Genomic DNA, 21,716 nt, shown 5'->3' with positions numbered 1-21,716 from the left:
CTAGTCTTCCCCTCCTGCGCGGGTCCCCGTCCCGCGTTCGGTCATGTAAGCCGGAACCGTGCGCTCGTAGTCCTGCACGAATCGCTCGAAGAGCTCCGCGAAAGCCTTGTAGTCCTCTTCCGGCCACTCGGCGAACATCCGCTCGATGGCCTCGTTGCGCTGCCGGCGCCGGTTCTTGATGAGCGTGCGTCCCGCCTCTGTCACCGCGAGAACGCTGGCTCGACCGTCGGCCGGGTCAGCGTGCCTCTCCACGAGCCCGTCCTTGACCAGCCCGGCTACCTGCCTGCTGACCGTGGAGGGGTCGGAGAGCACCGCCTCCGCGAGCGCACTCGAGCGGCACTCCCCGAGTCCGGAGAGCGTCGCGAGGAGCACGAAGGCGGACTTGTCCATGCCCTGCTTGGCCATCTGGTGCGACATCTGGGCGTGCATCTTGTTCAGCCGCACCATCGCCATTCCGACCCGGTCCGCGAGCTCGTGCTCGGGATCGACGTCGACGGCGAAGCCTGTGCACCTGCCCGGATCGACCATCTGACACCTCGTTGCTTGTATCACCCAACTAGTTGCTCGGTACAAGCATCCATCCCGGTCCACCGGATTGCAAGTGAGTTTCAGGTCTCACTCCACTGCGGAGTGGTACGGACGCGAGGGGTAGTGGTTACCGACGGGTAGCCGTTCGGGTTACTCGTCGGTAGCATCCGGTTCCATGAGCCAAGACGTGTCGTTCGTCGCCGACGCCATGAAGCAGGCGGTCCCGTACGTGAAGACCACCGGCATCGAGTTCGAGGAGGTCTCCGCAGGTCGCGTCGTCGTGTCCCTGCCGGACCAGCCCGCGCTGCACAACCACATCGGCGGGCCGCACGCCGCGGTGATGTTCGGACTCGGCGAGTCGGCTTCCGGCGCCGTCGTGATGGCCGCGTTCTCCGCCCACCTCGGCAAGGCCACGCCGCTCGCGGTCCGCGCGGACATCTCCTACAAGAAGATCGCGATGGGCGTGCTGCGCGCGGAGGCCGTGCTGGGACGCTCCGCGGACGAGGTACTGGCCGAACTGGAGTCGGGCACGCGGCCCGAGTTCCCGGTGACGATCACGATCACCAACGCCGAGGGCGTGACCACCGGCGAGATGACCGTCGTCTGGACGTTGAAGCCCGCACGCTGAACTGGGCGTCTCCGTATTTCGGTTCGACATCGCGGTGAACCGATCCGATCCAAATACGTAACCTTGGCCACACCGCCTCCCACGTGCACCATTCGGGGTTATGTCGGGGTGGAGAACTGTGGGCGGGGTCGTGCTGGTCCTGCTCACCGCGGGATGTGCCGCGCAGGTGCAGCAGTCGAGGCCGGTCGCCGTCGAGAAACCGGACGGCGACGTGCCGGTGACCTCGTCTGCGTCGGCGACGGTTCCGCCCGCCCAGCTGGGCATCAGCGTGGCCTCGATCGTCGACGGCCGCGCCGTGATGCTCTCCGACGGGTCGAAGGCCGAGGTCGGCGGCCTCGCCCAGCCAGGCCCCTGCTGGGCCGAGGCCGCGAGCGGCTTCGCCAAGGCGATGCTGCTCAACCAGCAGGTGCGCTACGACAGGACGACAGGCGCGCTCAGCCTCGCCGACGGCACCGACTACGCGTTGCTCGCGCTGGGCAACGGCGCCGGCCGCACCGCGGGCACCCCGACGCCCGCGCAGAAGGAAGCCGAAGGCGCCGCCCAGCGCGTTCCGATGGGCCTGTGGGGTGCGCCGTGCGGCGGCAAGGAGACCCTGGAGACGTCGTCCGCTCCGCCTCCTCCCCCGCCACCGCCGCCCACGAAGGCCACCACCACCAAGCCGAAGCCGACGCCCACCACGCCGAAGCCCGTCTTCTACGCGAGCTGCGACGACGTGCGCCGCGCCGGCAAGGCGCCGCTGTTCTGGGGCCAGCCCGGCTACCGCGTCGAGCTCGACGACAACCGCAACGGCGTCGCCTGCGAGTCCCGGTACGGCTACCGGTGACCCAATAGCCTCAGCGGCATGAAGCTGGACAACGCTGCCGTCGACTACACCCCCGGCGAGGCCGGGGCCATCGCGAAGCGGGCGGAGGACCGGGGCTACGACGGGTTCTGGCTCGCCGAGACCAAGCACGACCCGTTCCTCGCGCTGGCCGGCGCCGCCGCGGCGACCGAGCGGATCGAGCTCGGCACGGCGATCGCGGTGGCGTTCGCGCGCAACCCCATGACCGTCGCGACCACGGCGAACGACCTCCAGCTGTTCTCGGGCGGCCGCTTCAACCTCGGGCTCGGCTCGCAGGTCGAGGCCCACATCACCAAGCGCTTCGCCATGCCGTGGAGCAGGCCCGCCGCGCGGATGCGCGAGTTCGTGCTGGCCGTGCGCGCGATCTGGCACGCGTGGGAGACCGGCGAGCGGCTGGCGTTCCGCAGCGAGTTCTACAAGCACACGCTGATGACGCCGTTCTTCGACCCGGGCCCGAACCCGCACGGCACCGCGCCGATCTACCTCGCGGGCGTCGGCGAGCGGATGACCGAGGTGGCGGGCGAGGTCGCGGACGGCTTCCTGTGCCACAACTTCACGACAGAGCGGTACCTGCGCGAGGTGACGCTGCCTGCCCTGGAGCGCGGCCGGGCGAAGGCCGGCAAGACGTTGGAGGGCTTCGAGATCAGCGGGCCTGTGTTCGCCGCGACGAACGACGCGGAGGTCGCCGACGTCAAGCGGCAGATCGCGTTCTACGGGTCGACGCCCGCGTACAAGCCTGTGCTGGAACTGCACGGCTGGGGTGCGCTGCACGAGGAGCTGCACCGCATGTCGCGGCGGCAGCAGTGGGCGGAGATGAGCGAGCTGATCACGGACGAGGTGCTCGCCGCGTTCTGCGTCCTCGGCTCCCCCGAGACCGTCACGGCCGCGCTGCTGGACCGGTACGGCGACGTCGTCACGCGGATCTCGCCGTCAGGAGAGGTTCAGCTCCCGGAGAAGTGACTGAGACCTGCTCGTGCGAGCTCGGCGTGGAAACCGTCGAGCTCGGCGCGCACCCTGGCGACGCCCCGCTTGCGGATCCACCGGCGTCTACCGACGTTCGCCGCGATCAGGGCGAACGGCAACGCCAGCAGCGTCAGCACCAGCATCATGATCATGTTTGTCTCCTCAAGGGTTGCGAACGTGCAACGACCAATCGAGACATCGCTTACGGTACCGGCTCCAACGCCACCCAGGTGGAGCAAAGCCACCGACAGCAACTCAGTTCTTGACTAATTTTGTTTTCGGTGTGACGCTTGCGCCATGTTCGAAGTGGCGGTGATCGAAGATCCTTCCGCGGCCGAGGTGTCGCTGGACCCGGTGCGAGCGCGGCTGCTCGCGGAGCTGGTGGAGCCCGGATCGGCGACGATGCTCGCCGCGAAGGTCGGGCTGCCCAGGCAGAAGGTGAACTACCACCTGCGCACGCTGGAGCAGCACGGCCTGGTGGAGCTCGTCGAGGAACGGCGCAAGGGCAACGTGAACGAGCGCCTGATGCAGGCGACCGCCGCGTCCTACGTCATCTCCCCGACGGCGCTCGCGGCCGTGCAGCCCGACCCGGCGCGCGCACCCGACCGGTTGTCCGCGCGGTGGCTGCTCGCGGTCTCGGCGAGGCTGGTGCGCGACGTCGGCACGTTGATCACGGGCGCGACCAAGGCGAAGAAGCGGCTCGCGACCTTCGCGCTGGACGGCGAGGTCCGGTTCGCGAACGCCGCCGACCGCGCGGCCTTCGCCGAGGAGCTCGCCGGCTTCATGACGCAGCTGGTCGCCAAGTACCACGACGAACAGGCCGAGGGCGGGCGTCCGCACCGAGTCGTCGTCGCCCTGCACCCGAGCGTGAACGCGTTGAAGGAGGACGAGTCGTGACCCACGAGTTCGAGATCAGCAAAAAAGTCGAGGTCGACGGAACCCCGGAGCAGGTCTGGGACGCCATCGCCACGGGACCGGGCATCGACTCGTGGTTCATGGGCCCGCACACCGTCGACGGACGCCTGGGCGGCCGCATGATGCTCGACCTGGGCTTCTTCCAGGAGTCCTCGACGATCACCGCCTGGGAACCCGGCAAGCGCCTCGCCTACGAGAGCGACAAGGGCGAGGACGGCACGTTCCACGCGATGGAGTACCTGGTCGAGGGCCGCGAGCACGGCTCGACCGTGCTGCGGTTCGTGCACAGCGGGATCCTCGCCGACGGCTGGGGCGACGAGTTCGTCGACCAGCAGTCGAAGGGCTGGGACATGTACCTGTTCACGCTGGCCGAGTACGTGAAGCACTTCGCGGGCAGGCCCGGCGCGTACGTGTTCGCCCAGTGGCCCGAACAGCCGGAAGGCGCCGACAACTGGCCGGTGCTCCTTTCTGCGCTGGGGGTCCCTCTTGACGCCGAGGTCGGTGACGAGGTGACGCTCCAGCCGTTCGGCATTCACGGCGTCGTCGACTACGTGGTCCGCCACGACCTGCACAACTTCCTCGGTGTGCGCGGACCCGACGGCCTGTACCGGTTCCACGGCACCAACGCCGTGGGGCACCACGTCTTCGGCGACGCGACGGGCGAGACCGAGAAGTGGCAGGCGTTCCTGACTCAGACGTTCGGCGGGCAGACCTCGTAGACGTAGTCCTCGTGCCCGTACGGCACGACGTTCCGGTCGCGGCGGATCACCGACACCCGTCCGCCGCGATCGGCGCAGGACTTGCGGAACCCGTCGTCGGTGTACTCGATCTGGAAGAAGTCGTTGCCGAACGCCTCCGCGTAGGACCCGCACTCGTCCTGGGCCTCGCAGTCCTCGGTGATGGCGAAGTCGAAGCCGATCTCCCTCTTGCCCGCGGTACCCAGCTCGGCGGCGTTCTTCTGCGCCACGGCAAGCCCCTGCTCGTGCGCGTACCTGACGAACGCCTTCATGAACTCCTTGGTGGCGTTGAGGTCGAACGCCCCTCCGGCCCGCGTGTACGAGTCCAGGTTGTCCGGCTCGACGCCCTTGAACATGGACGTCTTGCAGTCCTTGATCCACTGCTTCTGGATCTCGAGGATCCTCGCCCGCTTCTCCCCCGTGGAGATGTCGAGGATGCCCTCCTCCCACTCCGGGTCGATCGCCACCTGACCGTCGGCCTTCTTCACCAGCAGGTCGTCGTGGTGCGCGCGCCACCAGTCGAGCCCGCCCTGCGCCTTGTCCGGCTGCGTCTGCAAAGCGTTGAGGTAACAGATGTTGTACCGCCGGCCGTCGACGATCTTGCTCCGGTCCCGCACGACGATCTTGACCGGCACGTCGGGCTGGTAGGCGCCACCGAGCTGGTAGTCGAGCTGTCCCCCGGCAGGCGGCTTCTCCCGCGGCGGCAGGTCCGGCCCGCCGGAGCACGCCGCGACCAGCAGAACGGCAACGGCCGCAACGGACTTCATCAGGGTGCTGAGATCCACGTGTGGACGACCTTCGAGTCGGGCGAGCGAACAGCCTGCTACACCAAGTGTCGCACCGGCGTGAGGCCGTTCGTGGCGGCGCCAGGACGCCCGAATTACGCCGTTGGGCGGCCATCACCAGTGCCCGTGCGGGTACATCCTGACCATGCGGTGGTTGCTGCTGATCATCCTGCTGACCGGCTGTTCCGCGATACCCCTGTCCTCCGCCCCACAGGTGGACCGGGTACCGACGGGCACCCTCGACGCCGTTGCCGCGCGCACCTCTCTCGCGGCACTACCCGTGGCCACACCAGGCCGTCTCGACGGCTACGTCCGCGACTGCTCGAACGGCAAGGCCTGCGTCTTCGGCCAGCCGTGGTTCGACACCGACGGCGACGGCTGCGACCAGCGCAGCCAGGTCCTGGCCCGCGACCTCACCGCCGTCGAACGCAAACCGGGCCGCTGCGGCGTCCAGTCCGGCACCCTGGACGACCCCTACACCGCCACCCAGGTCACCGGCGTGTCGAAGATCCAGATCGACCACGTGGTGCCGTTGGCCGAGATGTGGCGCAGCGGCGCCGCCGCGTGGACTCCCGAGCAGCGCCTGGCCGCGGCCAACGACCTGCGCAACCTCGTGGCGGTGTCCGGGAAGGTCAACCAGTCGAAGAGCGACAAGACGCCGGATGAGTGGATGCCGCCCAATGCCGGGTATGCGTGTTCTTACGGGCGGATCTATGTGACCGTCAAGGCGGCTTACGGGCTTTCGGTGGCGGGGGCGGAACGGTCGGCTCTGGAGCAGGCGCTCACGACGTGCGGATGAGCTCTTCCTCCGCTGCTGCCCGTCGTGCGGCCCACTTCCGGTCGATCTCCTCCGGACGCTTGTGGCCGCATTCGACGGGATTGCCCTCTTCGTCGGTGACGTCGACGTCATACGAACAGTTCTCGGCGTAGACGGTCACGTTCTCGATGCCGTCGGCGCGCTCTTCGTCGTTCGCGTGGTACTCGACGTCGAATGCGAGTTTTACGCCGTTGTTGTCCGTGCGGATGCACAACATCTCGCCGCGCTCGAGCCAGCGGTCCTCACCGTGCGGCTCCAGCCAGACGACGAGCCACTTCGAAGAGCCGTTCCTCACGTGCATCACAGCCATGGGCACCAGCCTAGGTAAAGCAGAAGGGCCAGGTCACGAGTGACCTGGCCCTTCCGTCTCACCGAGCCGCCTATCGGAATCGAACCGATGACCTGCTCATTACGAGTGAGCTGCTCTGGCCGACTGAGCTAAGGCGGCGAGACGAGAGAACTATAACCGACCCGCAACCGCGTTACTCACGGGGGTCGGCTTCGTTGTACGGACAGTGACCGACGTCACCAACACCCGCCTGGGAGAGGTCCATGCGCCGATCGTTGTCCGTGCCGCTGGCCGGGATGTTGCTCGCGCTCCTCGCGGCGCCCGCACTCGCCCAGCCTCCGACCACGCCGGTGCCGGGGCCCCGTGATCCGAACCAGCCGCCGGCGTCGGCGCCGAACGGGCCGCAGCCGCTCGCGCACGCGGTCGGGGATGCCGGGACCGGGTTGGGCGTCATCCGGCTGGGGCCGCAGGGGGTGCCCACGAGCACGATCCTGCCGGGGTTCGGGGAGCAGTTGCCCAAGCAGTCGGTGACGGAGTTCGGGGTGGGGCTTGCCAGCGCGCAGGTCAACACGGAGGCGTTCCTCGCCACGGAGCGGGTGGTGACGCAGGCGAACCCGTTCGGCTTCGCGGTGGCGGGTCGGTCGCCGCAGTCGCCGGGGACGTTGGTGCAGACGGCGATTCCGGACAACCCGCAGCCGACGAACGGTGGGCTGCCGATTCCGGAGACGCCGCTGGCGAAGCTCAAGGTGCTCAACGGCAGCGTGCACGCTCGGTGGGACGAGAAGGTCGGGCCGTGTGTCAGTCCGCTGGCGACGTCCCGGACTTCGTTGGCGGGGCTTGAGGTGCTGAGCGCGCTGCCGGCCGAGGTGCCGTTGCCGGTGAAGACGAGTCTGATCAGCGTGCCGGACACGTTCGAGGCGAGCTCGGTCGTCAAGCTCGTCGACCTGCCGGGCAGCAAGAACAAGGCTGTCGAGTCGACGTCGACGATGCGGGCGGTGAGCATCGAGTTGGCGGGTGGCATCAGGATCGACGTGGCGAGCCCGCCCACGCTCACGGCTACGGCCACCGGGGACGAGAAGACCTCCAAGATCACGTACACCGCGCCGGTGCTGAAGGTCAGTCAGAACGGCAAGGAGCTCGGCACGCTGGACGCCGCGCACCCGGCGTTGGACATCCCGCTCTTGCTGGACCTGGTCGTGGTCAAGCTGCAGGTCGCGGGGCTCACCGAGAAGAAGGACGTCTTCTCCGGCAACGGGTTCAGCGGGTTCCAGCTCGGGGCGACGGCGCGGATGCTCGACGTGCAGGTGTTGCCGACGGACAAGCTGAAGCTGCCGAACCTGCCCTCGGCGCTCGCGCAGATCTCGCTGGGCGAGCAGATCGTGCGGGCCGCGGCGCCGCAGGGCGGCGTGGTCTGCGGGACGTCGCAGCCCCCGCAGACGACCGTGCCGCAGCAGCCCGGCGCACCGGCCGCGCCGCCCAGGGGAGCGCCGCCGCTGGCCTACACCAACGCCGCGTACAACGCGATCCCGCTGTTCTGGACCGGCACGGCGTTGCTGCTGGCCGGGGTCGTGCTCGTCGCCGCTCTGCCCGCCGGCCGGGCTCGGACGTCCGGGCGGCCGACTTCCTGATCTTCGCTTCCGGAGGGCTTGTTCCGCGCTGCGGAACGTAGTTCCATGGTCGGCGGACACCGTGTCCTCCGCCGCCATACGGAAGGCATGTCCCCGATGCAGATCAGGCATTCGACCAACCCGGCGCAGCTGCCGGGCTTCGACACGGACGGGTTGCGGCAGCACTACCTCGTCGACGACCTCTTCGCGCCCGGTGAGATCCGGACCGTCTACACGCACGAGGACCGCATCGTCCTGGGCGGAGCGACCCCGAACCCGGGCGGACCGCTCAAGTTGGAAAGCGCTTCCCCGTTGCGGTCGCAGCACTTCCTCGAACGACGTGAGCTGGCTGTGGTGGCGATCCGCGGGAGCGGGACGATCACCGTGGACGGAACCGAGTTCGAACTCGGCACGCGCGACTGCCTCTACGTCGGTCAAGGCGCCCAGGACGTCGAGTTCCACACCAGCGAAGAGGGCGCTCGCTTCTACCTCTTCTCGACGCCCTCTCACGCCTCGCACCCGACCGCCGTGGCCCGCTACGACGAGGTCGACGTGATGAACGCGGGCGACCAGAGCACCGCGAACCGTCGCGAGATCCGCAAGTTCGTGCACGCCGACGGCATCCGCTCGTCGCAGCTGGTGCTCGGCGTGACGTCGCTGGCGCCGGGCAGCGTCTGGAACACCATGCCGCCGCACACCCACGACCGCCGCACCGAGTGCTACCTCTACTTCGACCTGCCCGAGGAGCACCGCGTGATCCACCTCTGCGGTGAACCGCAGAACACGCGGAACATCTTGGTGCGCAACGAGGAAGCTGGCATCTCCCCGTCGTGGTCCGTCCACAGTGGAGCCGGTACGCACTCGTACACGTTCGTCTGGGCCATGGGCGGCGAGAACCAGGCCTACGACGACATGGACCAGGTCGCCGTGACGGAGCTGCGATGAGCTTCTCCCTGGAGGGCAAGACAGCTCTGGTGACCGGCGCCCGCACGGGCATCGGCCGGGCCATCGCCCGCGGCCTGCACAACGCGGGCGCGCGGTTGGTCCTCGTCGGCCGCGGCGACCTGTCGGACGTGGCGCCCGCCGTGGCGACGGTCTCGGTGGACCTGTCGGACCCGGCGTCCGTCGAGCCCGCGCTGGCACCGGTCCTGGCCGAGCACCGCGTCGACGTCCTGGTCAACAACGCCGGCACCATCCACCGGGGCGCCGCCGTCGACGTCTCGCTGTCCGACTGGCAGCGGATCATGGCGGTCAACCTCGACTCGGCGTTCGAGATCTCGAAGCTCTGCGGCCGTCAGATGATCGCCGGCGGCGGCGGCAAGGTCGTGAACATCGCGTCCCTGCTGTCCTTCCAGGGCGGCGTCCTCGTCTCGGCGTACACCGCCTCGAAGCACGCGCTGGTCGGCATGACCAAGCTGCTCGCGAACGAGTGGGCGGAGTCGAACGTGCAGGTCAACGCCATCGCTCCCGGCTACATCGAGACGAACAACACCGCGCCGCTGAAGGCCGATCCCGACCGCGAAGCCGCGATCCGCACCCGGATCCCGGCCGGCCGCTGGGGCACGCCGGAAGATCTCGTGGGCCCGGCGGTGTTCCTCTCGTCCGCCGCATCCGATTATGTGACCGGACACGTCCTGGTCGTGGACGGGGGCTGGCTGGCGAGATGACCGAGGCGTCAGCGTGGCTCTAAGCCTGGTGCAGGTCGAGCAGGCGGGCAATGTCGTGGAACCCGCGCGGGCACGCCGACACCACGGCCTCGTGGCCACCGGCGGTCCGGGCGTACTCGAGCAGGAAGGCCGGGTCGATGTCGTCCGGGTAGTAGATCTGCGCCTCCACGACCACGCCGGTATCGCTCTCGCAGCGGTAGTGCGGGTCGTGCCAGTGGATCCACCAAGTCCGCCCGCCGACCTCGACCTCCTCGAGGAGGTCGTCCTCCAGATCCGGATCGGGCAGCGCGGCGACCAACGCGTGCGCCATCGCGCGGAACTCCGCGATCAGCCGTTCCAGGTCAGGCCGGAGCCGGGCCGCCGTCTCCTCGGTGACGGTCACGTCGAAGGCCAAGGCGTCACCCCCGGTGCAGCGTCGTCACCATCGCCTCGATCGCGATGCGCGGCTTCACGTTGACCTCGATGGCCTCCCGGCAGGCCAGCACGGCCTCGATCCGCCGCAGGATCGACTCGGCGGACCAGGTGGCGGCGGCCGTCCGGGAGTCACCGGCCCGATCGGGGTGCATCAACGCGGCCTCGGACCCGGTCTTGGTCACCAGCGCGTCCCGGTAGAAGCCGGCCAGGTCGACCAGGGCCATGTCCAGCGAGTCGCGCTGCGTGCGGGTGGCGCGGGACTTCTGCCGCTTCTCCAGGTCCTTCAACGCGCCCTTGGCGCCGCGGGAGGCGGTGGCGGTGCCCTTGCCGGTGCCACCGGCGCCCATCGCGGTCTCCAACGCCTCGCGCTCGGCCTCGTTGCGGGCCTCGTTGGCGGTGGACGCGTCGTCCTCGGCGGCCTTGATCAGCTCGTCGGCGCAGGTGAAGACGTCGGCAGGCTTGCGCAGCGCCAGCGGGATCCGCAGCACGGCCTCACGTCGTGAGCGCGACAGCTCGTCGGCGGCCAGTCGCCGAGCCCGGCCGACGTGCCCGCCGCACACGGAGGCGGCCCACAGGGCCATCTCCGGCGACACCCCGTCGACGGCCTCCAGCGCCGAGGCGATGGCGGCGGGACGCGGCGAGCCCAGCGACACCAGGCGGCAGCGCGAGCGGATGGTCACCGACACGTCGTCGGGGTGGTCGGAAGGGGCGCACAGCAGGAACACCGTGCGCGCCGGCGGCTCCTCGACGGCTTTCAGCAGGGCGTTGGCCGCACCTTCAGTGAGCCGGTCCGCGTCCTCGATGATCACGACCTGCCACCGGCCCGAGGTGGGGCGGCGAGCGGAGATCTGGACGAGCGAACGCATCTCGGCGACGGAGATCGACAGGCCCTCGGGCGCGACGACGCGGACGTCGGCGTGGGTGCCGTGCAACGTCGTGCGACAGCCCGAGCACGCACCGCACCCCGGCCTGTCGTCCGTCACGACGCACTGCAGCGCGCCGGCGAAGGCGCGGGCGGTCGACGAACGGCCGGAGCCGGGCGGGCCGGTGAAGAGCCAGGCGTGGGTCATCACGCCAGGCGCCGGGGTGCCGCCCGCGACGATCGTGGCCGCGGCCTCCGCGGACGCCGACAGGGTCGCCACGGCGTCGGGCTGGCCGACGACCTCGTCCCACACGCTCATGGGTCCAGTCTTCCAGCGGGGTCAGACAGCGGCTTGGGGGACCGGGCGCTTGAGGCCCGCGAGCAGCGGGACGACGGCGGAGCGGACCCGTTCGGCCACCTCGTCGGCGTCGCCTTCCGCCTCGACCACGACGTAGCGGTCCGGGTCGGCGGCGGCCATCTCGCTGAGCAGCCGCTGCACGCGCCAGTGGTGTTCCGGGCCGATGCGCTTGCCGTCCACCACCGGGCGGTCGAGCAGGATCGTGAGGTCGGGGCGCAGCCGGCCGGTCGCCCAGTCGACCAGGCCTTCGAGCTCCTGGTGTTCCAGCGTGCTCGTGGCGGTGAAGTGGGCGAGCGGTGAGTCGACGTAGCGCTCCATCACGACGACGGAGCCGCTGTCCAACGCGGGGCGCACCTGCCGTTCGACCACGTCGGCGCGCACGGCGGCGGCGACCAGCGCCTGGGCTCGCACACCGGCCAGTTCGGCGGACGACAGCATCGTGCGCAGGCGGCGTTCGTCGTGTTCGGGGTCGGCGGCCAGCAGCACGTCGAGGCCCTCGGCGCGCAACGTGGCGGCCAGGCGCCTGGCCTGCACCGACGTGTCCTCACGGGTGTCGCCCTCGACGGCGATCAGCATGCCCTTGGAGTGCCTGCGACCGCGGATGACCGCGAACAGCGACGACAGCACCGGCTCCTCGCGGCGGTCGTCCATCTGCCGGTACGCGACGAGGCCCAGCACGATCGCGATCGCGGCGCCGCCGAGCATCACCGGGCGGCTGGCGTCGACCTCCATCGGGTGGCCGAACACGCTGATCTGCCGCTTCTGCAGCAACGTGAGCAGCAGCGGCGCACCGGCCGAGGCCCCGAACAGCACGACCTTCAGCAACGTCTGGATCAGCGCGACCGTGCGGCCGCGCATGTCGTCCTCGACCTGCGAACCCACGATCGTGAGGCCAGTCAGGAACGCCACGCCGGCGCACGCGCCGACCAGCGCCACCGTCAGCAGCGCGATCCACAGGTGCGGTGCGAACGCGACCAGCGCGAGCGAGATGCCGGCGAGCACGATCGTCACGCCGAACAGGCGGTTGTAGGCGAGGCGCTGGGCGAGCCGCGGTGCCGTCGCCATGCCGACCGCGAGCCCGAGGAACACGGCCACGAACAGCAGGCCGAACGTCGAGGCGCCGCCCAGCAGCGACAACGCGTAGAGCTTGGCCGTGCCGATCACGGCGCCGGCCGCGGCGAACGCGCCGATCATGCCGATGAGCAGGCCGCGGACCAGCGGTGTCTTGCCGGCGAACTTCAGGCCCTCGCGGAACATCGCGACGAAGCCGGGTCTGTCCTCGTCCTTCTTGCGGGTCGAGGAGACGCGGCCGGAGAGCTCCGGCAGGCGGGTCGCGACCAGGATCGCCGAGGTGAAGTACAGCAGACCGTTGATCACCACCGCGATCGTCGCGACGGTGAACTCCAGGTTCCCGCCCAGCAGGTTCAGGTAGCCCGGGATGCCCGAGATCAGCGAGTACAGGCCGAAACCGCTGATCGTGGAGATGCCGTAGGTCATCACCAGGCCGAGCTGGTTCGCCGACTCCACCTGGTCCGGGCGGCGCAGCAGGTTCGGGACCGCCGACTCCTTGGCCGGGATCCACAGCATCGCGCAGCAGCCGACCAGGAAGTTCGCCACGAAGAGCCAGATCGGGGAGCCGACCACCGCGATCGAGATGAACAACGACCCGCGCAGCACGTCGCAGACCACCATCACCTTGCGGCGGTCGAACTTGTCGGCGAGCACACCGCCGATCGGCGCGAAAAGGATGCCCGGCAGCAGCTGGGTGAGCACGACCAGAGGCAGCGCGAACGACTGCCACTCGTAGCTCTTCATCATCGTGGAGACCAGACCGGTCAACGCGAGCAGTGACAGCCAGTCACCAACGCTGCACAGGTAGGTGACGAGCCAGAGCCGTCTGAACGGTCGAATGGCGAGTACCGATCGAAGCCGGTGGACCGTGGACACGCTGGACTGGGCCTGCCCTGCCTGGCCTGCCCCGGTCGCCGGTGTGTCCGCGTCCTGAATTTTCCGTCACCCCTAAGTCGCCACTCCCGTGCGGTCAGCGTAACCGGATGTGGTGAGTCAGGATGCGGGACTCACAACACGGCTAGCTGAAGATCGCTCCAAGAACGCCGACCAGAACCAGCACGAAGAAGGCGATGACGACCAGGCAGCCGATGAACGCGGCCACGCCGCTCGTCTGCGTCGCGGGTTGCTGGAGTTGCTGCTGTTGTTGCGGCGCAGGCATTTGAGCGAACGACCGATGGGCAGGAGCGAACTGTTGCGGATCGTACTGGTGGGGCGGTCGCTGCGCCTGGGCACGCGGCCGCCGCCGCTGTTCGCGCTGCATCTGCGTGTGGATCGCCTGACGCATCTCCTCGGTGGGAGCCGGAGGTGTCGGCACCACCACACGTGAGCTGGGTGACGTCCACTGAGGAGAGACGAAGCTGTCAGCCGTCACCAGACCCGCCAGGGGGTCGGGGAACAGCCTGGGAGGCGGCGGGGCCTGGGTCCCGTCGGGTCCGAACTCGTTCGCCGGCACCGCCACCTCCTCGACTTCAGCTCTTGGTCTTGGCCGGGGCCTTCTTGGCAGCGGGCTTCTTCGCCGCCGCCGGCTTCTTGGCCGGGGCCTTCTTCTTGACGGGCCCCTTCGCACGCTTCTCGGCCAGCAGCTCGGCCGCGCGCTCGTCGGTGATCGACTCGACGCTGTCGGTCTTGCGCAGCGACGCGTTGGCCTCACCGTCGGTGACGTACGGGCCGAAGCGGCCCTCCTTGATCACCATCGGCTTGCCGGACACCGGGTCGTTGCCCATCTCGCGCAACGGCGGTGCGGCGGCCGCGCGACCGCGCTTCTTCGGCTCGGAGTAGATCTTCAGCGCCTCTTCGAGCGTGACCGTGAAGATCTGGGCCTCGTCGGTCAGCGACCGCGAGTCCGTGCCCTTCTTCAGGTACGGGCCGTAGCGGCCGTTCTGCGCGGTGATCTCGGCGCCCGTCTCCGGGTCCTTGCCGACCACGCGCGGCAGCGAGAGCAGCTTCAGCGCGTCGTCAATCGTGATCGTGTCCAGGGCCATCGACTTGAACAGCGAGCCGGTGCGCGGCTTCGGCGCCTTGGCCTTGGACTTCGCCGTGCCGTTCTCGGCGGGCTCCGGCAGCACCTCGGTCACGTACGGGCCGAAGCGGCCCTCCTTGGCCACGATCTCGTTGCCCGAGACCGGGTCGGTGCCGAGGGAGCGGCCCTCCTGCGGCGTCGAGAACAGCTTCTCGGCGATCTCGCTGGTCAGCTCGTCGGGCGCCAGGTCGTCGGGCAGGTTCGCGCGCTGCGCGGCCTCGTCGACCTCGCGCTCCAGGTACGGCCCGAAGCGGCCGACGCGCACGACGACCGTGCGGCCCTCGTCGTCGCTGAACAGCGGGATCGAGTTCACCGCGCGCGGGTCGATGTCCTCGACACCCGTGCCGACCAGCTTCTTCAGGCCACCGGAACGGCCGATCGAGCCGTCGGGACCGACGCTGCCGCCGAAGTAGAACCCGGACAGCCAGTTCGTGCGGCCCTGACGACCTGCGGCGATGCCGTCCAGCTCGTCTTCCAGTGCGGCGGTGAAGTCGTAGTCGACCAGGCGGCCGAAGTGCTGCTCGAGCAGCCCGACCACGGCGAACGCGACCCAGGACGGGACCAGCGCGGCGCCCTTCTTCCACACGTAGCCGCGGTCCTGGATGGTGCTGATGATCGACGAGTACGTGGAGGGACGGCCGATGCCGAGCTCCTCCATCGTCTTGATCAGCGACGGCTCGGTGTAGCGCGAGGGCGGCGAGGTGGTGTGGCCGTCCGCGGAGAGTTCCGCGATCGTCAGGTCCTGGTCCTTGACCAGCAGCGGCAGGCGCGACTCCGCGTCGTCCGACTCGCCGCCGGCCTCGGCGTCGACGGTCTCGACGTAGGCCTTGAGGAAGCCGGCGAACGTGATCGTGCGGCCGGACGCGGCGAACGTGACGTCCTGGCCCGTGCCCGCACGGCCCTGGATGCGGATGCTGGTCGTGTTGCCCCGCGCGTCGGCCATCTGGGACGCGATCGTGCGCTGCCAGATCATCTCGTAGAGCTTGAACTCGTCCGAGTCGAGCTCGGCGGCCACCTGACCGGGCGTGCGGAAGACCTCTCCCGCCGGCCTGATCGCCTCGTGGGCCTCCTGCGCGTTCTTGACCTTGCGCGTGTACTGGCGGGGCTTGTCCGACACGTACTGGGCGCCGTACAGGTCCGTGGCCTGGGTGCGTGCCGCGTTGATCGCGGTCTCCGACAGCGTGGTGCTGTCGGTTCGCATGTAGGTGATGTAACCGTTCTCGTACAGCTTCTGCGCCGTGCGCATCGTGCGGTCGGCGGAGAACCGCAGCTTGCGGCCCGCCTCCTGCTGCAGCGTCGAGGTCATGAACGGCGGGTACGGCTTGCGCGTGTACGGCTTCTCCTCGACCGAGGAGACCTTGACCGGCGCGTTCTCCAGGCCGGCCGCGATGGCGCGGGCCTGGGCCTCGTCCAGCACGACCACGTCGGCCTTGCCGGTGAGCTTGCCGTCCGAGCCGAAGTCGCGGCCCGTCGCGAGACGCGTGCCGTCGACGGCCACGAGACGCGCGCCGAACTGGCGCGGCGCGGCGTCCGCACCGGCGTCCATCTGCGCGGAGATGTCCCAGTAGCTCGCGGAGACGAACTTCATCCGCTCGCGTTCGCGCTCCACGACCAGACGCGTCGCCACGGACTGCACGCGGCCTGCCGAGAGCTTCGGCATGACCTTCTTCCACAGCACCGGGCTGACCTCGTAGCCGTAGAGGCGGTCGAGGATGCGGCGGGTCTCCTGCGCGTCGACCAGATCCTGGTCGAGGTCGCGGGGGTTCGCGGCGGCGGCCTGGATCGCGGACTCGGTGATCTCGTGGAAGACCATCCGGCGGACCGGGACCTTGGGCTTGAGCGTCTCGAGCAGGTGCCACGCGATGGCTTCACCCTCGCGGTCACCGTCTGTCGCGAGGTAGAGCTCGTCGACGTCCTTGAGGGCTTCCTTGAGCTCGGTGACCAGCGACTTCTTGTCGGCGGAGACCACGTAGAGCGGCTCGAAGTCGTGGTCGACGTCCACGCCGAGCCTCGCCCACGCCTGGCCCTTGAACTTCACGGGCACGTCCGCTGCGCCGCGCGGCAGGTCACGGATGTGTCCCCTGGAGGACTCCACGACGAAGTTGCTGCCGAGGTAGGAGGCGATCTTGCGCGCCTTCGTGGGCGACTCGACGATCACAAGTCGCCGGATGTCGCCGCCCTCTCCTCCGCTGCTCTTTCTCGTTCGTGTCGATCCAGCCACGCCGTCCCGCTCTCTTCCAAACCCGGTTCCCAGGCCCGCCAGTGTTGCCCAGCGCCGACCGAAAAGCACACCCATCCGTCATGTCCCGGCAACGCCCGTACGACGAGACAGGGTGACACAACCATGCCCGACCGCCCGCTCAGGCCGCCGGCCAGGTGCTCATCGCCACTCCCTGAGGAGGGCTTCCGACCAGCTCAGCGAGCCGCGCCAGCCGCCGCCGGCCGGTCACCCGCAACGCCGGAGCCCCTACCAGGGTGCACGGAAGTCCGGATGCGAGCAGGGCATTTTGCAACGGAAGGTGCGTCTGCGGTGCGTTGGGGTCCAAACCGAGCAGGTAGGCGGACTCCATCCAGCTGCCCGCGGCCAGCGCCCAGACGCGGAGCACTGCTCCGTTCAGTTCGAAGTCCGCAGGCACCTTCTTCTCGGAACCGTCCAGCCAGCGGGCGGCCAGAGGGGTGAGATCGGTGCGGAACGGCGTGCGCACGAAGTGCGTGCCCGCCTCGTTGACGCACAGCTCAGTCGTCACGCCGCGTTCGGTGCAGGCCTGCTTGAGCGGCCGGTGACGCCACTCGTCGCGTAGCTCGACGTAGACGCGGGCGGCCGTACCGCGCGCGAAGCTGACGGCCTGGCCCGGCCCGCAGAGGAAGCCGGCGAGGTCCGCCTTGGCCGGGGTTCTCGCCTCGGCCGAGAAGAAGGACAGCTGCCCCACCACGGCCCACAGGGTAGAACAGACGTTCGACTGTGACCAGTGGGACAGTTGTTACAGGCTCGCGCCCCGGAGCCCGTCGCACGTGCGCGACCGGCCCAGCGCGCCGGAGTACTTCGGCCGTTTCTGCAGTTCCTGGAAGGTCGCCCGGAGGTCCTCTGGCGTCGTCACCACGTTGGTGTCGGCCAGTACCTTCTCGGCGCTCTCCCAGAACTGCGCGTTCGGTTCCAACGCCTGCACGGGAGCCTGCGCGTCCTTGTACGACTTCGCGGACTCCGTGACGAACTTGACCAGTCGCTCGTGCACGCCCTCGAGGTCGTCCTCAGGCGCGCCGAGCTCCTTCAGCTTCTTCTCGGCCTCCGCGAACGCGGTGGCGTTGGAGGTGACGAGCGCGACGTAGGCGGTCTTGACCGCCGCAGGGTCGGCCGGGTCTTGTTTGCGCAGCTCAGCGCCTGCTTCGGCACCCGGAGCGACTCCGCCGCAGAACGCGTCGACCCACTGCTGCTGGGCGTCGGTGATCGGCTTGTCCGCGTCCGAACCGCAGGCGGTCAGCGCGGCGGCACCGGTCAGCAGGGCGACGAGCAGACGCGTCTTCACCCGTCCCATTTTGCTCGGGCCGGTCCCTGCCCCACGTGGCGCGGTCCACCAGCCCCGCGAACTGTGCGGCCGGGTCACCCGAACAAGTACACGATCGGGTGACCCGGTCACGCGGTTTCCGCTTGTCAGGGGGTCTGCGGAGGCGCCTGCAGGCCCTTGCAGTTGTTCGCCTTCTGCGCGGCTCCGGCGAGGCCCGTCTCGTCGAACTTCTTCTGCACGTCGGCGCCCGCCTTCTCCAGTTCGCTCGCCCTGCCGACCATCTCGGTGAAGGCGGCGACGACCTGGTTCACGTCGTTCGACGAGTCCAGCTTCGACTTGGTGTCCGCGAGCAGGGTCCTGATCTGGCCCATGCCGTCCTGCGCGGCGGTGGCCAGCTCCTTCGACTTCGGGTGCGGGCCGTCCTCGAGCGCCTTGAGGTCCGCGATCGACTTGTCGACCGCGGTGACCTTGGTGCCGAGCCAGTCCGAGATGCCCGTCTTGAGCTTCGAGGGGTCGTTCATGTCGATCGGAGGCTCGTCGGACATGGCTTTCACGGTGCCGTCGACGGCGCCGCAGACCTTGTCCATCCACGCCACCACGTCGGCCTCACTGGCCGTGGGCGTGGCTGTGGGGGAACCTCCGCTGCTGCACGCGGAGACCGCGAGCAGACAGCTCGTCACGACTGCGATGACTGTGCGGCGCATGGGCCGGAAGCTACTCCGGACGGCCTCGCTCAGCTCGTCGGCGTGACGTTGAGGCGCTGCATCTCCTGGCACTTCGGCGCGCTCTGCGTGGCCGTCTGCAGCTCGGGGACGTCCTTGAGGTCGCGCAGCGGGTCCGCGAGCTCGGAGAGCTTGGCGATCGCCTCTCCCGCGGCCTGGAGGCCTCCGGTGGCGTTGTTGGCGTCCGCCTGCTCGACCTTGGTCTTGGCCTCGGTGAACACGGTGCCGAGCGAGGTGAACGTCTCGGACATCCTGGTGACGGCCTCCTCACCGCCCTGCACGGGCGACGGGCCGACGTTCTTGAGGCCTTCCGCGGACTTGGTGAAGGCGTCGGCGAGCTGGCCCATGTAGGCGGCCATCTCGGCCTTGAGCTTGGCGGAGTCGCCCGCGTCGAGCTTGGGGGCCGTCTTCTCGATCTTGGCGAACTCCGAGGCTGCGCCGCACACCTTGTCCATGTACGCGACGGCCTGGGTGTTGTCCGCGCCGCTGGTGGGCGTCGGTGAGCTGCCGGAGTTGCCGCCGGTGGTGCACCCTGCCAGCGCGAGGGCGGCAACAGCGGCAGTGGCGACGAGGCTGCGCCTCATGTCGGAACTCCTCGGTCGGGGTACGTCGGGGGAAACCCGAACGTACCCCGACCGGAGGCGTGGGAACTAAGCGGCGCCGTTGCTCACGGCCTCCGCGGGGGTGTCCGTGATCGACGTGCCGCGCCGCTTGGACACGACCACCGCACCGACGATGATCAGTGCCGCGACGACGGCGATCGCGATGCGGATCGGGTCGGACGCGCTGTCACCGATGGAGAAGGTGACGATGGCGGGCGCGATCAGCACCGAGACCAGGTTCATGACCTTGATCAACGGGTTGATCGCCGGGCCGGCGGTGTCCTTGAACGGGTCGCCGACGGTGTCGCCGATGACCGTCGCGGCGTGGGCGTCGGAGCCCTTGCCGCCGTGGTGGCCGTCCTCGACCAGCTTCTTGGCGTTGTCCCAGGCGCCACCGGAGTTGGCCAGGAACACCGCCATGAGCGTGCCGGTCGCGATCGCGCCGCCGAGGTAGCCCGCGAGCGGGCCGACGCCGAGGCCGAAGCCGACGGCGACCGGGGCGAGCACGGCCATCAGACCGGGGGTCGCCAGCTCGCGCAGCGAGTCCCTGGTGCAGATGTCGACGACGCGCCCGTACTCCGGCTTCACCGAGTAGTCCATGATGCCCGGGTTCTCGCGGAACTGACGGCGCACCTCGAACACGATGGCACCGGCGGCGCGCGTCACGGCGTTGACCGCGAGGCCCGAGAACATGAAGACGACGGCCGCACCGATCACGACGCCGACCAGTACGTTCGGGCTGAACACCAGGTTGCTGAACGACGCGGGGAGCTCGCCGCCGATGTTGCCGACCTTGGCGATGGCCTGCGTGATCGCGTCCTGGTAGGAGCCGAACAGCGCCGTGGCGGCGAGCACGGCCGTGGCGATCGCGATGCCCTTGGTGATGGCCTTGGTCGTGTTGCCGACCGCGTCGAGCTCGGTGAGGATCTGCGCGCCCTCGCCGTGCACGTCACCGGACATCTCGGCGATGCCCTGCGCGTTGTCCGAGACCGGGCCGAAGGTGTCCATCGCGACGATGACACCGACGGTGGTGAGCAGACCACAACCGGCCAGCGCGATCGCGAACAGCGCGACCACGGTCGAGCCGGAGAGCAGGAACGCGCCGTACACGGCGGCACCGATGACGAGCGCGGTGTAGACGGCCGACTCGAAACCGACCGAGATGCCCGAGAGGATCACCGTGGCGGCACCGGTCCGCGAGGTCTCTCCGACCTCCTGGACCGGCTTGTGGTCGGTGCCGGTGTAGTAGCCGGTCAGCCAGAGGATGATGCCGGCGAGCACGATGCCGATGATCACCGCGACGGACGCGATCAGCGCCGGGTTGCCGCTGGTGGACTTGACCGCGTCGCTGATGCCGTTGAGGTCCGCGAAGGAGCTCGGCAGGTACGTGAACGCCGCGATGGTGCACAGCACCGCCGAGATGAGCGCGGAGATGTAGAAGGCGCGGTTGATGGCCGCGAGGCCGTTCTCGCCCGCCTTCGCCTTCGTCGTGTAGACGCCGATGACCGCGGTGAGCACGCCGATCGCGGGAACGATCAGCGGGAACAGCAGGCCCTGCACACCGAACGCCGCGGTGCCGAGGATCAGCGACGCGACGAGCGTGACGGCGTAGGACTCGAAGAGGTCGGCGGCCATGCCGGCGCAGTCACCGACGTTGTCGCCCACGTTGTCCGCGATGGTGGCGGCGTTGCGGGGGTCGTCCTCCGGGATGCCCTGCTCGACCTTGCCGACGAGGTCGGCGCCGACGTCGGCGGCCTTGGTGAAGATGCCGCCACCGACGCGCATGAACATCGCGAGCAGCGCGGCGCCGAAACCGAAGCCCTCCAGGACCTTCGGGGCCTGACCCGCGTAGACGAGCACGACGAGCGCCGCACCGAACAGACCGAGACCGACGGTGGTCATGCCGACCACACCGCCGGTGCGGAACGCGATGCGCGTCGCCTTTTCGCGACCGCCTTCTTCGTTCGCGGCGGCGGCGACACGCACGTTGGCGCGCGTGGACAACCACATGCCCAGGTAGCCGATAGTCGCCGAGAACGCGGCACCGACGATGAAGAACAAAGAACGGCCGATCCGTTCGGCCAAATCATCTGCCGGAAGCGCGAACAGCAGAACGAACACGATCACGACAAAAATGCCGAGCGTGCGGAACTGCCGGTTGAGGTAGGCCGCTGCGCCCTCCTGAACCGCCTTGGCGATGTCCTGCATCTTCGGGGTGCCCTGGCCTGCGGCCAGAACCTCCTTGAGCAGCACGTACCCGACGGCGAGAGCAGCCAGGGCGACCACGGCGACCACGGCTACGACGCCGCGATCACCCCCGGAGAGCTCGAGGCCCTCCGCGAGGAAATGCCGGGACATCCGTCCTCCTGGTGAGTTGCCATGTGCAG

The 21,716-nt window shown here is 69.2% G+C and carries 23 protein-coding genes and 1 tRNA gene; 9 read left to right on the top strand and 15 right to left on the bottom strand.

Annotated elements, in window-relative coordinates; translation table 11 throughout:
* The gene (locus IE307_RS28795; protein WP_191302489.1) at positions 1-528 is read right to left on the bottom strand and encodes a MarR family winged helix-turn-helix transcriptional regulator; all 528 of its coding nucleotides are present in this window, start codon (positions 526-528) and stop codon (positions 1-3) included.
* Positions 529-703: 175 nt separating this feature from the next.
* On the opposite strand from IE307_RS28795, the gene IE307_RS28790 reads away from it, so the two are divergent.
* The 3 genes from IE307_RS28790 to IE307_RS28780 all read left to right on the top strand — a co-directional run bounded on the left by IE307_RS28790 (position 704) and on the right by IE307_RS28780 (position 2,957).
* A complete protein-coding gene (locus tag IE307_RS28790; protein WP_191302488.1) occupies positions 704-1,156 on the top strand; it encodes a DUF4442 domain-containing protein in 453 nt (150 codons plus the stop codon).
* A 118-nt stretch (positions 1,157-1,274) separates the two neighbouring features.
* Positions 1,275-1,979, top strand: coding sequence for an excalibur calcium-binding domain-containing protein (locus tag IE307_RS28785; RefSeq protein WP_229905148.1), 705 nt, complete (start codon positions 1,275-1,277; stop codon positions 1,977-1,979).
* Positions 1,980-1,997: 18 nt separating this feature from the next.
* The gene (locus IE307_RS28780) at positions 1,998-2,957 is read left to right on the top strand and encodes a TIGR03617 family F420-dependent LLM class oxidoreductase (RefSeq protein WP_191302486.1); all 960 of its coding nucleotides are present in this window, start codon (positions 1,998-2,000) and stop codon (positions 2,955-2,957) included.
* Here IE307_RS28780 and IE307_RS28775 read toward each other — a convergent pair.
* Positions 2,939-3,112 (bottom strand): hypothetical protein, encoded by a 174-nt coding sequence (locus IE307_RS28775; RefSeq protein WP_191302485.1) that lies wholly within the window; start codon positions 3,110-3,112, stop codon positions 2,939-2,941. The two genes, IE307_RS28780 and IE307_RS28775, sit on opposite strands and share 19 nt — an antisense overlap.
* 145 nt (positions 3,113-3,257) lie before the next feature.
* On the opposite strand from IE307_RS28775, the gene IE307_RS28770 reads away from it, so the two are divergent.
* On the top strand, positions 3,258-3,857 hold the full coding sequence (locus IE307_RS28770) for an ArsR/SmtB family transcription factor (protein ID WP_191302484.1): 600 nt from the start codon (positions 3,258-3,260) through the stop codon (positions 3,855-3,857).
* Positions 3,854-4,594, top strand: coding sequence for an SRPBCC family protein (locus IE307_RS28765; RefSeq protein ID WP_191302483.1), 741 nt, complete (start codon positions 3,854-3,856; stop codon positions 4,592-4,594). Before IE307_RS28770 ends, IE307_RS28765 begins: the two co-directional genes overlap by 4 nt.
* Here IE307_RS28765 and IE307_RS28760 read toward each other — a convergent pair.
* On the bottom strand, positions 4,567-5,397 hold the full coding sequence (locus IE307_RS28760) for an endo alpha-1,4 polygalactosaminidase (protein WP_191302482.1): 831 nt from the start codon (positions 5,395-5,397) through the stop codon (positions 4,567-4,569). The genes IE307_RS28765 and IE307_RS28760 overlap by 28 nt on opposite strands.
* 145 nt (positions 5,398-5,542) lie before the next feature.
* Here IE307_RS28760 and IE307_RS28755 point away from each other — a divergent pair, with 145 nt between their 5' ends.
* Positions 5,543-6,196 carry an HNH endonuclease family protein gene (locus IE307_RS28755; protein ID WP_191302481.1) on the top strand — a complete coding sequence of 218 codons (654 nt, stop codon included), beginning with the start codon at positions 5,543-5,545 and terminating at the stop codon, positions 6,194-6,196.
* Here IE307_RS28755 and IE307_RS28750 read toward each other — a convergent pair.
* Both IE307_RS28750 and IE307_RS28745 read right to left on the bottom strand, forming a co-directional pair.
* Positions 6,180-6,524: a hypothetical protein gene (locus IE307_RS28750; protein WP_191302480.1), complete on the bottom strand. Its 345-nt coding sequence runs from the start codon at positions 6,522-6,524 to the stop codon at positions 6,180-6,182. The genes IE307_RS28755 and IE307_RS28750 overlap by 17 nt on opposite strands.
* Before the next feature lie 64 nt (positions 6,525-6,588).
* Positions 6,589-6,662, bottom strand: a tRNA-Thr gene (locus tag IE307_RS28745).
* Positions 6,663-6,766: 104 nt separating this feature from the next.
* Here IE307_RS28745 and IE307_RS28740 point away from each other — a divergent pair.
* The 3 genes from IE307_RS28740 (at position 6,767) to IE307_RS28730 (ending at position 9,777) form a co-directional block, all read left to right on the top strand.
* Positions 6,767-8,131 carry a hypothetical protein gene (locus tag IE307_RS28740; RefSeq protein ID WP_191302479.1) on the top strand — a complete coding sequence of 455 codons (1,365 nt, stop codon included), beginning with the start codon at positions 6,767-6,769 and terminating at the stop codon, positions 8,129-8,131.
* Between the two features lie 96 nt (positions 8,132-8,227).
* Positions 8,228-9,055 (top strand): 5-dehydro-4-deoxy-D-glucuronate isomerase, encoded by an 828-nt coding sequence (kduI, locus tag IE307_RS28735; protein ID WP_191302478.1) that lies wholly within the window; start codon positions 8,228-8,230, stop codon positions 9,053-9,055.
* Entirely contained in the window at positions 9,052-9,777 is a 726-nt protein-coding gene (locus tag IE307_RS28730; protein WP_191302477.1) for an SDR family oxidoreductase, read from the top strand. Before kduI ends, IE307_RS28730 begins: the two co-directional genes overlap by 4 nt.
* Positions 9,778-9,796: 19 nt before the next feature.
* Here the strand turns inward: IE307_RS28730 and IE307_RS28725 are convergent, their stop codons facing one another.
* The 10 genes from IE307_RS28725 to IE307_RS28680 all read right to left on the bottom strand — a co-directional run bounded on the left by IE307_RS28725 (position 9,797) and on the right by IE307_RS28680 (position 21,687).
* The gene (locus IE307_RS28725; RefSeq protein WP_191302476.1) at positions 9,797-10,171 is read right to left on the bottom strand and encodes a hypothetical protein; all 375 of its coding nucleotides are present in this window, start codon (positions 10,169-10,171) and stop codon (positions 9,797-9,799) included.
* Between the two features lie 4 nt (positions 10,172-10,175).
* Positions 10,176-11,372 (bottom strand): DNA polymerase III subunit delta', encoded by a 1,197-nt coding sequence (locus tag IE307_RS28720; RefSeq protein ID WP_191302475.1) that lies wholly within the window; start codon positions 11,370-11,372, stop codon positions 10,176-10,178.
* Positions 11,373-11,393: 21 nt separating this feature from the next.
* Positions 11,394-13,358, bottom strand: a complete 1,965-nt coding sequence (locus tag IE307_RS28715; RefSeq protein ID WP_229905147.1) for a bifunctional MFS transporter/dTMP kinase — start codon at positions 13,356-13,358, stop codon at positions 11,394-11,396.
* Positions 13,359-13,500: 142 nt separating this feature from the next.
* Entirely contained in the window at positions 13,501-13,935 is a 435-nt protein-coding gene (locus IE307_RS28710; protein WP_191302474.1) for a hypothetical protein, read from the bottom strand.
* 16 nt (positions 13,936-13,951) lie between these two features.
* Positions 13,952-16,723 (bottom strand): type I DNA topoisomerase, encoded by a 2,772-nt coding sequence (gene topA, locus IE307_RS28705; RefSeq protein WP_229905146.1) that lies wholly within the window; start codon positions 16,721-16,723, stop codon positions 13,952-13,954.
* Positions 16,724-16,862: 139 nt separating this feature from the next.
* The gene (locus IE307_RS28700; protein WP_229905145.1) at positions 16,863-17,435 is read right to left on the bottom strand and encodes a hypothetical protein; all 573 of its coding nucleotides are present in this window, start codon (positions 17,433-17,435) and stop codon (positions 16,863-16,865) included.
* Positions 17,436-17,483: 48 nt separating this feature from the next.
* Positions 17,484-18,026 (bottom strand): hypothetical protein, encoded by a 543-nt coding sequence (locus tag IE307_RS28695; protein WP_191302472.1) that lies wholly within the window; start codon positions 18,024-18,026, stop codon positions 17,484-17,486.
* Between the two features lie 125 nt (positions 18,027-18,151).
* The gene (locus tag IE307_RS28690) at positions 18,152-18,709 is read right to left on the bottom strand and encodes a hypothetical protein (protein ID WP_191302471.1); all 558 of its coding nucleotides are present in this window, start codon (positions 18,707-18,709) and stop codon (positions 18,152-18,154) included.
* A 29-nt stretch (positions 18,710-18,738) separates the two neighbouring features.
* On the bottom strand, positions 18,739-19,311 hold the full coding sequence (locus tag IE307_RS28685; RefSeq protein ID WP_191302470.1) for a hypothetical protein: 573 nt from the start codon (positions 19,309-19,311) through the stop codon (positions 18,739-18,741).
* Positions 19,312-19,377: 66 nt separating this feature from the next.
* Positions 19,378-21,687 carry a sodium-translocating pyrophosphatase gene (locus tag IE307_RS28680; protein ID WP_191302469.1) on the bottom strand — a complete coding sequence of 770 codons (2,310 nt, stop codon included), beginning with the start codon at positions 21,685-21,687 and terminating at the stop codon, positions 19,378-19,380.
* Between the last annotated feature and the right edge of the window lie 29 nt (positions 21,688-21,716).

This window comes from Lentzea cavernae (genome assembly GCF_014653695.1).
Taxonomy (GTDB): Bacteria; Actinomycetota; Actinomycetes; order Mycobacteriales; family Pseudonocardiaceae; genus Lentzea; species Lentzea cavernae.
This window is presented reverse-complemented; position numbering and strand designations above follow the sequence as displayed.